Annotated in this window: 9 protein-coding genes; 7 read left to right on the top strand and 2 right to left on the bottom strand. The window is 70.7% G+C overall.

The genetic code is table 11. The features are described 5' to 3' along the window. Positions 1–25: 25 nt before the first annotated feature. A complete protein-coding gene (locus tag ABZY57_RS05220; RefSeq protein ID WP_356508306.1) occupies positions 26–1,846 on the bottom strand; it encodes a 5'-nucleotidase C-terminal domain-containing protein in 1,821 nt (606 codons plus the stop codon). Positions 1,847–2,142: 296 nt separating this feature from the next. On the opposite strand from ABZY57_RS05220, the gene mshD reads away from it, so the two are divergent. Then, positions 2,143–3,075 (top strand): mycothiol synthase, encoded by a 933-nt coding sequence (gene mshD, locus ABZY57_RS05215; RefSeq protein ID WP_356508304.1) that lies wholly within the window; start codon positions 2,143–2,145, stop codon positions 3,073–3,075. A 56-nt stretch (positions 3,076–3,131) separates the two neighbouring features. Here mshD and ABZY57_RS05210 read toward each other — a convergent pair whose 3' ends face one another. Beyond that, positions 3,132–3,416, bottom strand: coding sequence for a hypothetical protein (locus ABZY57_RS05210; protein ID WP_356508302.1), 285 nt, complete (start codon positions 3,414–3,416; stop codon positions 3,132–3,134). 459 nt (positions 3,417–3,875) lie between these two features. Between ABZY57_RS05210 and ABZY57_RS05205 the strand changes: the two genes are divergently transcribed. The 6 genes from ABZY57_RS05205 (at position 3,876) to pstB (ending at position 11,667) form a co-directional block, all read left to right on the top strand. After that, on the top strand, positions 3,876–6,206 hold the full coding sequence (locus ABZY57_RS05205) for an RNA degradosome polyphosphate kinase (RefSeq protein WP_356508300.1): 2,331 nt from the start codon (positions 3,876–3,878) through the stop codon (positions 6,204–6,206). Further along, positions 6,187–7,143, top strand: a complete 957-nt coding sequence (locus ABZY57_RS05200) for a CHAD domain-containing protein (RefSeq protein WP_356508298.1) — start codon at positions 6,187–6,189, stop codon at positions 7,141–7,143. Before ABZY57_RS05205 ends, ABZY57_RS05200 begins: the two co-directional genes overlap by 20 nt. 379 nt (positions 7,144–7,522) lie before the next feature. After that, a complete protein-coding gene (gene pstS / locus ABZY57_RS05195) occupies positions 7,523–8,659 on the top strand; it encodes a phosphate ABC transporter substrate-binding protein PstS (RefSeq protein ID WP_356508296.1) in 1,137 nt (378 codons plus the stop codon). Positions 8,660–8,790: 131 nt separating this feature from the next. Next, on the top strand, positions 8,791–9,780 hold the full coding sequence (gene pstC, locus ABZY57_RS05190; RefSeq protein ID WP_356508294.1) for a phosphate ABC transporter permease subunit PstC: 990 nt from the start codon (positions 8,791–8,793) through the stop codon (positions 9,778–9,780). Further along, the gene (gene pstA / locus ABZY57_RS05185; protein WP_356508292.1) at positions 9,780–10,862 is read left to right on the top strand and encodes a phosphate ABC transporter permease PstA; all 1,083 of its coding nucleotides are present in this window, start codon (positions 9,780–9,782) and stop codon (positions 10,860–10,862) included. Before pstC ends, pstA begins: the two co-directional genes overlap by 1 nt. A gap of 28 nt (positions 10,863–10,890) precedes the next feature. Continuing rightward, positions 10,891–11,667, top strand: coding sequence for a phosphate ABC transporter ATP-binding protein PstB (gene pstB / locus ABZY57_RS05180; protein WP_356508290.1), 777 nt, complete (start codon positions 10,891–10,893; stop codon positions 11,665–11,667). Positions 11,668–11,870 lie beyond the last annotated feature (203 nt).

Below are 11,870 nucleotides of genomic sequence, written 5' to 3'. Positions count from 1 at the left end.
CCCACCGCCCCTTCTTCCTCAGGTGTTACTTGATGACCGTGATCCGGTCCGCCACCGGCGGGGCCAGCGGCGCGGACGCCGAGGAGTGCCCGGTCAGGTAGGCGTTGAAGATGTCCAGGTCGGACGCGCCGACCAGCTTGTTCTTGTGCTCCTTCAGGACGCCGAAGCCGTCACCGCCGCCCGCGAGGAACTCGTTCATCGCGACCCGGTAGGTCCGGGCGGGGTCGATCGCCTCGCCGTTCAGCTTCACCGAGTCCACGACGATGCGGTCCGCGCCCGCCCTGGTGGTGTCCAGGGTGTAGGAGAAGCCCTTGGAGACCTGCAGGATCTTCGGGCTCACCCCGTTGACCGGGCCGCTGACCTGCTGCTGGAGCGCGGTGATCAGCTGGGCGCCGGTCAGGTCGACCACCGTCATCATGTTGGTGAACGGCTGGACCGTGTACGACTCCCCGTAGGTCACCACCCCGTCGCCCTCGGCGCCGGCGGCCTTGTAGGCCAGGTCCGCGCGGATGCCGCCCGGGTTCATGAGGGCGAGCTGGGCGCCGCCCTTGTCCGCCGGGGCCAGGGCCTCCAGCTGCGCGTCGGCGATCACGTCACCGAGCGGCTTCTCGTACTCCGACGAGCCGCGGCCCGGGATGTCGGCCGAGATGTAGCCCATCGGACGGTTCGCGATCGGCGCGGCCAGCGCGTTCCAGCGCTCGATCAGCGCGGTCAGGTCCGGGGCCTTGGGCTGGTCCCGGGTGACGACCTTCTGGAGCGGCTTCGGCGACTTGACCGGCGTACGGACGATGTCCTTGGTCGCGCGGTCGTACGTCAGGGTGGTGTCCGTGTACAGCCGGCCGTACGAGGCGGCCGAGGTGACCGTGCGCGGATTGCCCGCCGGGTCGGGGATGTTGCACGCGTACGCCTGGTGGGTGTGGCCGGTGACCAGGGCGTCGACCGTCGGCGAGACGTTCTTCGCGATGTCGACGATGGCCCCGGAGATACCGGCGCCGGCGCCCGGCACGTCGCAGTCGTAGTTGTACGCGCCGCTCGCCGGCAGGCCGCCCTCGTGGATCAGCGCCACGATCGACTTCACGCCCTGCTTGTTCAGCTCGGCGGCGTACTTGTTGATCGTCTCGACCTCGTCGCCGAACGTGAGGCCCTTGACCCCGTCGGCGGTCACGATGTCGGGCGTGCCCTCCAGGGTGACGCCGATGAAGCCGATCTTCACGTCCCCCTTCTTCCAGATGAAGGTCGGGTTCATCATCGGGCGCTTGGTCTTCTGGTCCACCACGTTCGCGGCGAGGTACTTGAACTCGGCGCCGCCGAACTCCTTGCCGTACTCGAAGCAGCCCTCGACCGGGTGGCAGCCGCCGTACTGCATGCGGCGCAGCTCGGTCTTGCCCTCGTCGAACTCGTGGTTGCCGACGCTGCTCACGTCGAGGTCGAGGTCGTTGAGCGCCTCGATGGCCGGCTCGTCGTGGAAGAGGCCGGACACCATCGGGCTGGCGCCGATCATGTCGCCGGCCGCCGCGGTGACGGAGTAGCGGTGGCCCTTGCGGGCCTCGCGCAGGCTGGTGGCGAGGTACTCGACACCGCCCGCGGGTATGGCCTTGGTGGTGCCGTCGGCCTGACGCTCGGTCACAGTGCCCGAGGAGCCCTGCGGGGGCTCCAGCGTGCCGTGGAGGTCGTTGAACGACAGCATCTGTACGTCGACGGTGCGGCCGTCAGAGCCGTATCCGTCACCACTCGCGGCTCCGGCCGGAAGGGCGGCGGCGATCATCGCACCGCCCGCCGTGGCAACGGCGAGAGCGGTGAGGGCCAACCGGCGGTTTCGGCGGTGCCGTTGTGGCGTCGCTGACATTTGGTCCCCTTTGTGGACAGCGATACATCTTGGGAGGTCTGCCGAAGCCTAGAGTCAACGCGCGTAGCGCGACAGGGGGTACAGGGTATCGAGCTGGTTACACGCAGGGGACGAGCTCCCGTAGGCGCACCCGTAGGCGCACCCGTCGGCGCACCCGTCCGCGGACCGGCCGGATGCTGTCCGCGGGCTGTCCGGGACGACACGCGGCCGGTCCGCGGCCCGTTCGCGCGGCCCGGACCGGCTCCCGTCCGGGCCGCACCCCTCCGGCCCCCCACGGTGGTCGTAGGCTCGGTTCCATGACTGACGACGCAGCAGTGGTCCTGGAGCCGGGACGGCAGATCCAGACCCTCGACGAACTGACGGACGAACAGGCCGACGCCGTTCTCGCCCTGATCGAGGACGCGGCCCGCACCGACGGCACCACCGCCGTGTCCGAGCAGGGCCGGCTCCAGCTGCGCGGCGGAGCGCGGGAGGGGATCCGCCACTTCCTCCTCACCGTCGACGGGCGACTCACCGCGTACGGGCAACTGGAGGACACCGACCCGGTGGAGGCCCCCGCGGCCGAGCTCGTCGTGCACCCCGCGATGCGCGGGCGCGGGCACGGGCGGGCGCTGGGCAGCGCCCTGCTGGCCGCCTCCGGCAAGCGCATCCGGGTGTGGGCGCACGGCGGCAAGTCAGCGGCCCGCCACCTCGCGCAGGTGCTCGGCCTGACCCTGTTCCGCGAACTGCGCCAGCTCCGCCGCCCGCTCGGCGCGGACGCGGACCCCCTGCCGGAGGCCGTGCTCCCCGCCGGCGTGACCGTACGCACCTTCGTGCCCGGCACCGACGACGCCGCCTGGCTGGCCGTCAACGCGGCGGCCTTCGCCCACCACCCCGAGCAGGGCTCGCTCACGCAGCGGGACCTGAACGACCGCATCGCGCAGCCCTGGTTCGACGCCAAGGGCTTCTTCCTCGCGGAGCGCGACGGCGAGGTGATCGGCTTCCACTGGACGAAGGTGCACGCCGAGCAGCAGCTGGGAGAGGTCTACGTCCTCGGCGTACGCCCCGGCGCGCAGGGCGGCGGCCTCGGCAAGGCCCTCACCGCGATCGGCCTGCGCCACCTGGCCGCGACGGGCCTGCCCACGGCGATGCTCTACGTGGACGCCGACAACCCGGCGGCCCTGGCCGTGTACGCGGGCCTCGGCTTCTCCACCCACGAGGTGGACCTGATGTACCGCACGGAGAGCTGACCCGCGCCGCCCCACGGGGCTGCGGACGCGGGTGGTGGGCTGGGGGCCGGGTGTTCCTACTCGGCGCCCAGCTTGCAGGCGCTCTCCGCGGTCGCCTTGGTCACCCCGATGCCCTCGGCCAGGCCGGCCACACACGTGCCATGGGCCCCGGTCACCGCGATGTAGCACGCGGTGTGGACGGATGCCGGAGCCTCGCCGCCCTTCAGCTCCCGCTCGACCTGGTTGATGCAGGCCGAGACGTCCGCGGGGGCGGCCGGGGCGGCGGGAGCCGTCAGGGCCGCGCCTCCCAGGGCGAGGGTCAGACCGGTGAGGACACTTGCGATACGGGCCGACGTGCGCATGGGACGCACCTGCTCTCCGGAATCTCCACGCGGCCCGGGCCGCGACCCGGACGAGCCCCGACGCACCGGGCCCGCAAGGTGCCAGGACCCGGACGCGCCGGACACCGGACGCGCTGAGCCCCGGCCGCACCGGACCACGTGGGAACGGCGCCGAGCACGCGCGACCGCGTACGGCCCCGGGCCCGGTTCCCGTACCGGACCGGCTCGGCAGGACATCCCTCCCTCCCACCGACGCTAGATCACCCCCCGGCCCCACGCACCCGCTGGCGCCTCCGTCCGACCGGCACGACAGCGCCCCCGGTCGGCATCAGCCGACCCCCGCCCGGACCCTGGAAGCCATACGCCATTAACCGGGCATTAATGCGCGGTCGTGAAGCTGACCGCATGCAGCCCCGACTCCGACTGACGGCCGACACTTTCGACGCGCCTGTCCTCCCTCGCGCGCGGAAGAATGGAGTCATGAGCCACAAGCCCAGCGCAGCCCCTTCCGAGGTCCCCACGCAGCAGCCGGCGCACAAGTTCGCCTCGCCGTCCGCACCCAGCGCCGCCGACGTCTCTGATTCCGCGGCCGCGCGCGCCGCCACGCCCGAGGCCGTCGCAGCACGCGCCGCAACCGGCGCCCACGCCCGCCTGGGGTCCATAGCCGCCCACCGCCCGCACGTCGATCTGGAACCGGATCTCGACGCGGACCTGGACGCCTACGACGAGAAGGACACCGGAGAGCTGCCCCCGGGCCGCTTCCTCGACCGGGAGCGCAGCTGGCTCGCCTTCAACGAGCGCGTCCTGGAGCTCGCCGAGGACCCCGCCACGCCCCTCCTGGAGCGCGCGAACTTCCTGGCGATCTTCGCCAGCAACCTCGACGAGTTCTTCATGGTCCGCGTCGCCGGCCTCAAGCGCCGCATCGCGACCGGCGTCGCCACCCGTTCGGCCTCGGGCCTGCAGCCGCGTGAGGTCCTCGACCTCATCTGGACCCGCTCGCGCGAGCTCATGGCCCGCCACGCCGCCTGCTTCCAGCAGGACATCTCCCCGCAGCTCGCCGAGGAAGGCGTCCACCTCATCCGGTGGCCCGACCTCACCGAGAAGGAGCAAGCCCGCCTCTTCACCCTGTTCCGCAACCAGATCTTCCCGGTGCTCACCCCGCTGGCCGTGGACCCCGCGCACCCGTTCCCGTACATCTCCGGCCTCTCCCTGAACCTGGCCGTGGTCGTACGCAATCCCGTCAGCGGCCACCGCCACTTCGCCCGGGTCAAGGTCCCCCCGCTCCTCTCCCGCTTCCTGGAGGCCTCCCCGCAGCGCTACGTCCCGCTGGAGGACGTGATCGCCGCGCACCTGGAGGAGCTGTTCCCCGGCATGGAGGTGCTCGCGCACCACATGTTCCGCGTGACCCGCAACGAGGACCTCGAAGTGGAAGAGGACGACGCGGAGAACCTCCTCCAGGCCCTCGAGAAGGAACTGATGCGGCGCCGCTTCGGCCCGCCGGTGCGCCTGGAGGTCGAGGAGTCCATCGACCCCGGGGTCCTGGACCTGCTCGTGCAGGAGCTGAAGGTCAACCCGTCCGAGGTGTACCCGCTCCCCGGCCCCCTCGACCTCACCGCCCTCTTCGGGATCGCCTCCCTGGACCGCCCCGAGCTGAAGTTCCCGAAGTTCGTCGCCGGCACGCACCGCGACCTCGCCGAGGTCGAGTCCGCGTCCGCGCCCGACATCTTCGCGGCGCTGCGCGAGCGGGACGTGCTCCTGCACCACCCGTACGACTCCTTCTCGACCTCCGTGCAGGCCTTCCTGGAGCAGGCCGCCGCCGACCCTGACGTCCTGGCGATCAAGCAGACGCTGTACCGGACCTCCGGCGACTCGCCGATCGTGGACGCCCTCATCGACGCCGCCGAATCCGGCAAGCAGGTCCTCGTACTCGTCGAGATCAAGGCCCGCTTCGACGAGCAGGCCAACATCAAGTGGGCCCGCAAGCTGGAGGAATCCGGCTGCCACGTCGTCTACGGCCTCGTCGGCCTCAAGACCCACTGCAAGCTGTCGCTCGTCGTCCGCCAGGAGGGCGACACCCTGCGCCGCTACTCCCACGTCGGCACCGGGAACTACCACCCCAAGACGGCACGGCTCTACGAGGACCTCGGCCTGCTCACCGCCGACTCCCAGGTCGGCGCGGACCTCTCCGACCTCTTCAACCGGCTGTCCGGCTACTCGCGCCGGGAGACCTACCGCCGGCTGCTGGTGGCCCCGCGCTCGCTGCGCGACGGCCTGATCTCCCGGATCGACAAGGAGGCCGCCCACCACAAGGCGGGCCGCCCCGCGTACGTCCGCCTCAAGATGAACTCGATCGTCGACGAGGCGCTCATCGACTCCCTCTACCGGGCCTCGCAGGCGGGCGTGCCCATCGACATCTGGGTCCGCGGCATCTGCGCGATCCGCCCCGGTGTCCCCGGGCTCTCGGACAACATCCGGGTCCGCTCGATCCTCGGCCGCTTCCTGGAGCACTCCCGGGTCTTCGCCTTCGGCAACGGCGGCGAACCCGAGGTCTACATAGGCAGCGCCGACATGATGCACCGCAACCTCGACCGCCGTATCGAGGCACTGGTCAGGGTCGCCGACCCGGCCCACCGCGCGGCACTGGACCGGCTGCTGGAAACCGGCATGTCCGACGCCACCAGCTCCTGGCACCTCGGCCCGGACGGCGAATGGACCCGGCACAGCACGGACAGCGAGGGCCAGCCGCTGCGGCACGTTCAGGAGATGCTCATTGACGCCCGGAGGCGCCGGCGTGGCTCAGCCAAAACATGACCTGCCCGCGACGACGGCAGGCACCGTGCTCGGTACGTACCTGCGTGCGCAGGCCACCGCGTTCCTGCGGGGCCTGCGCCTGCACGAGGAGGGCGCCGCGAGCGGCAGTGCCGAGGGCAGCGAGGCGGCGCGCAGCCTGAGGGGGGCTGCGCGCCGGATCTCCTGCTCCCTGTCCACCTTCAGGGCGGTGGCCGATTCCTCGTGGGCGGACTCGCTGCGCACCGAGCTGGTCTGGCTCTCGACGACGCTGGCCGACGAGCACGCGTACGGGGCCCGGCTGTCACGGCTGATGGACGCCCTGCAGCGGCTGTCGGGGAGCCCCGAGGTGCCGGCGCCCAGGGGCACCGCGGGCTCGCTGACCGTGGGATCGGCCCGCGCGGGCGCCCTGCTGGAGCGCCAGCTCACCCTGGCCCGGACCCGGGCCCACTCCGCGACCCTGCAGGCGCTCGGCTCCTCCCGATTCCACGCGGTCGCGGACGCGGTGGCCGTACTGGCCTCCGAGGTCCCGCTGGACCCGGTGGCGGCCCGCGGCCGGGTGGACGAGGTCCTGGCCCCCCTCGCCGAGGTGGCCCGTTCCCGCCTGTCCACGGCGGTGCACTCCCTCCCCGCCCCCTCGCCGTCGCACCCGTACGACGCCGACCACGACAGCTCGTGGAACGAGGTACGCCGCCTGCTGCGCGTCCACCGCTACGCCCAGGAGGCCCTGGGCGGCGACGTGGCCCGCCTGACGGCCGCGGGCGAGGCCCTGACCCGCCACCGCGACGCCGCGGAAGCGGCGGCGGCCTCGGCCACGGCGGCCCGCACCCCCCGCATCGCCCCGGCGACGGCGTACGCCCTGGGCGTCCTGCACGCGGACCAGCGCCACGAGGTCGAAGCCTCCCGCGCCACCTTCCAGCACATCTGGCAACCGGCCGATTCCAGCCACGCGGGCGTCTGACCCCGGCGGCCCCGGGCCCGCCGGCGGCGCGGCCACTTTCAGCCCCGCCGGCGTGTGAGGTGCGGAGTTCCGGGGGCAGACGTCCGGCGACGGCGCCGCACCGGACCCACGCCGACGCGGTCACGTAACGGTAACGGCGGGATAACGGGAGATGACGCCGAGCCGAGCTGCCGCCCGGACACACCACCCCGTCCGCCACGGTTCACCATCCGTTCACTTACCGCGGTCGGCCGCTTCACCTGATCTGCCTAACTTCGTAGAAGCAGGGAGCGAGTCGCCGCGAATACGGATGATTCCTCCGGGCATCCGACGTAGTCCTCTTCGCACGCCGCCCCGATTCAGAAAGCGGCCGGCGGCTTCTGGAAGGAAACACCCGAAAGTGAAGCTTCAGCGCAAGAACATGCTTCGTGCCTCCGCCCTCGGGGCGCTCGTCGTGTCCGGCGCCCTGGTCCTCACGGCGTGCGGCTCGGACGACAACACCAAGACCGACGCCGGCGCCTCGGGCAAGCCTTCCGCCGCCGTGGGCGACATCAAGTGCGAGGGCGCCAAGGGCAAGCTCCTCGCCTCGGGCTCCTCCGCGCAGAAGAACGCCGTCGACCTGTGGGTCAAGAACTACATGGCGGCCTGCCCCGGCGTCGAGGTGAACTACAAGTCCTCCTCCTCCGGTGAGGGCATCGTCGCGTTCAACCAGGGCACCGTCGGCTTCGCCGGCACGGACTCGGCGCTGAAGCCCGAAGCCGTCGAGGAGTCGAAGAAGATCTGCACCGGCGGTCAGGGCATCGACCTGCCGATGGTCGGCGGCCCCATCGCCATCGGCTTCAACGTCGCCGGCGTGGACAAGCTGACGCTGGACGCCCCCACCCTCGCCGCGATCTTCAACGACAAGATCAAGAAGTGGGACGACGAGGCGATCAAGAAGCTGAACCCCGGCGTCACGCTTCCCGCCACCGCGATCCAGGCGTTCCACCGCTCCGAGGACTCGGGCACCACCGAGAACCTCGGCAAGTACCTCAAGACCGCCGCTCCCGAGGCCTGGACGTACGAGGCCGCGAAGAAGTGGCCGGCCCCGGGTGGCCAGGCCGCCTCCGGCTCCTCCGGTGTAGCCTCGCAGGTCAAGGCTGTTGACGGCGCGATCGGCTACTTCGAGCTCTCGTACGCCTCCTCGCAGAGCATCAAGACCGTGGACATCGCCACGGGCGCCGCCGCTCCGGTCAAGGCCACGGGCGAGAACGCCTCCAAGGCCATCGCCGCCGCCAAGATCTCCGGCACCGGCGACGACCTGGCGCTCAAGCTCGACTACGCCACCAAGGCCGAGGGCGCCTACCCGATCGTCCTGGTGACCTACGAGGTCGTCTGCGACAAGGGCAACAAGCCCGAGACCCTGCCGACCGTGAAGTCCTTCCTGAACTACACCGCGTCCGAGGCCGGCCAGAAGGTCCTGACCGAGAACGGCTACGCCCCGATCCCGGCCGAGATCAACGCCAAGGTCCGCGAAGTCATCGCGAAGCTCGCCTGACCAAGACCCCCGGACATCCGGTCCGCTCCCCCCGTCCGGGGAGCGGACCGGCCCGGGGACCCTCCCCTCCACCCAGGGGATCCGGTGCACCGCCGCCAGGGGGCCTGCCCCCCATCCAGACCGGAAAGACCATGGCTTCCACCACACCCACCCAGATAGACACGGCTCCGCCTGTCTCCAAGAGCGGAAGGTCCACCGGCCGCGCCGGTGACAAGATCTTCGCGGGCCTCTCCAAGGGCTCCGGCATCCTGCTCCTGGTGATCATGGCGTCGATCGCCATCTTCCTCACCTACCGCGCCTCCATCGCGCTGGCCGAGAACGAGGGCAACTTCCTCACCACGTTCGACTGGAACGCCTCGGCCACTCCCCCCGTCTTCGGCATCGCCGTCCTGCTCTTCGGCACCGTCGTCAGCTCGATCATCGCGATGGCCATCGCGGTTCCGGTCGCCGTCGGCATCGCCCTGTTCATCTCGCACTACGCGCCGCGCAAGCTGGCCGCCCCCCTCGCCTACGTGGTCGACCTGCTGGCCGCCGTGCCGTCGATCATCTACGGCATCTGGGGCGCCCTCTTCCTCGTCCCGCAGCTCGCCGGCCTGAACCTCTGGCTCGACGAGTACATGGGCTGGACCTACGTCTTCGACAAGACCCAGGTCGGCGTCGCCCGCTCGCTCTTCACCGTCGGCATCCTGCTCGCGATCATGATCCTGCCGATCGTGACCAGCGTCAGCCGCGAGGTCTTCCTGCAGGTTCCGCGCATGAACGAGGAGGCCGCACTGGCCCTCGGCGCGACCCGCTGGGAAGTCATCCGGATGTCGGTCCTGCCCTTCGGCCGCTCCGGCGTCATCTCCGCCTCGATGCTGGGCCTCGGCCGCGCGCTCGGCGAGACGATGGCCGTCGCGACCGTCCTCTCCCCGAGCTTCCTGATCTCCGGCCACATCCTGGACCCGGGCGGCGGCACGTTCGCACAGAACATCGCCGCGAAGTTCGACGAGGCCAACGAGTTCGGCCGCGACGCCCTGATCGCCTCCGGCCTCGTGCTCTTCCTGCTCACCCTGCTGGTCAACGGCGCCGCCCGGCTGATCATCGCCCGTCGCAAGGACTTCTCGGGGGCGAACGCCTGATGAGCCACGCACTCCAGGACCCGCGCCCCTCCCGGGCCGCCCGGTCCGCCGCCCCCAGCAACCTGACGCAGGGCCACCTGCCCCGCTGGGCACCGGCCGGCATCGCCGTCCTCTCGGTCGCGCTCGGCTCCGGCCTCGGCGTCCTCTTCGGCCTCCACAGCAAGGTCCAGTGGGGTCTGCTCGCGGCCGCCCTGTTCGTGATCATCACCTACACGGCCAGCTCGATCGTCGAGAACCGCCGCCAGGCCAAGGACCGGGTCGCGACCTCCGTCGTCTGGGTCTGCTTCGTCCTCGCCCTCGCCCCGCTGCTCTCGCTGCTGTGGACGACCATCAGCCGCGGCATGGAGGTCCTCGACGCGGACTTCCTCAGCCACTCGATGAACGGCGTGACCAGCTTCGAGCCCGGCGGCGGCGTCTACCACGCCCTCCTCGGCACCATCGAGCAGGTCGCCCTGGCCACGGCGATCTCGGCCCCCATCGGCCTGCTGACCGCCGTCTACCTGGTCGAGTACGGCAAGGGCTCGCTCGCCAAGGCCGTCACCTTCTTCGTCGACGTCATGACCGGCATCCCCTCCATCGTCGCGGGTCTGTTCATCCTGACGACCTGGAACCTGATGCTCGGCTTCGGCCCCTCCGGCTTCGCCGGCGCGATGGCCCTGTCGATCCTGATGATGCCCGTCGTGGTCCGCTCCACCGAGGAGATGCTCAAGCTCGTCCCGAACGAGCTGCGCGAGGCCGCCCTGGCCCTCGGTGTGCCGAAGTGGCGCGTGATCCTCAAGGTCGTGCTCCCCACCGCGATCGGCGGAATCTCCACCGGCGTGATGCTGGCCGTCGCCCGTATCGCGGGAGAGACCGCGCCGATCATGCTGCTGGTCTTCGGCTCCCAGCTGATCAACAACAACCCCTTCGAAGGCGCCCAGTCCTCGCTCCCCCTGTACATCTGGGAGCAGTACAAGGTCGGTAGTGAAGCCTCCTACGACCGGGCATGGGGCGCAGCGCTCGTCCTGATCGCCTTCGTCATGATCCTCAACCTGGTGGCTCGCGGCATCGCCCGCTGGAAGGCTCCCAAGACCGGTCGCTGACGCGACCACAGAAAGCGAAGTGACCACCATGGCGAAGCGAATCGACGTCAGCGGACTGTCCGCCTTCTACGGCACGCACAAGGCCATCGACGACATCTCGATGACCGTGGAGCCCCGCTCCGTGACCGCCTTCATCGGCCCTTCCGGCTGTGGCAAGTCCACCTTCCTGCGCACCCTGAACCGCATGCACGAGGTCACCCCCGGTGGCCGCGTCGAGGGCAAGGTGCTGCTGGACGACGAGAACCTGTACGGCCCCGGCGTGGACCCGGTCGCGGTCCGCCGCACGGTCGGCATGGTCTTCCAGCGCCCGAACCCCTTCCCCACCATGTCGATCTTCGACAACGTGGCCGCGGGTCTGCGCCTCAACGGCTCCTTCAAGAAGTCCGAGCTCACCGAGATCGTCGAGAAGTCCCTCCAGGGCGCCAACCTCTGGAACGAGGTCAAGGACCGCCTGAACAAGCCCGGCTCCGGCCTCTCCGGCGGCCAGCAGCAGCGTCTGTGCATCGCCCGCGCCATCGCGGTCGAGCCCCAGGTCCTGCTGATGGACGAGCCCTGCTCGGCCCTCGACCCGATCTCCACCCTCGCCATCGAGGACCTGATCGGCGAGCTCAAGGAGCGCTTCACGATCGTCATCGTGACGCACAACATGCAGCAGGCGGCGCGCGTCTCCGACCGCACGGCCTTCTTCAACCTCTCCGCGGTCGGCCAGCCCGGCAAGCTGATCGAGATCGACGACACGGACCGGATCTTCTCGAACCCGTCCGTGCAGGCGACCGAGGACTACATCTCGGGCCGCTTCGGCTAGACCACGAGACACCACGCGGCTCCGCCGCGTGGCCGACAAGCGTCCTGCGGTGCTGCATGGCGGTGCCACCGCAAGGCGAAAGGGCCGGCGCCCCCGGGGGGGGGGGGGCCGGCCCCCGTCGCGTGCCGGGCGCAGGTCGGAAGAGCACACGAGTGAAAACCACTCACCGGCGATCGAATGGCGGTGGGGGGGGGGGGGGGTGT

It is taken from the genome of Streptomyces sp. NPDC006450 (assembly GCF_040612195.1).
Lineage (GTDB): Bacteria > Actinomycetota > Actinomycetes > Streptomycetales > Streptomycetaceae > Streptomyces.
Note: the sequence above shows the minus strand (reverse complement) of the source record. Positions and strands in the feature narration are given on the sequence as shown.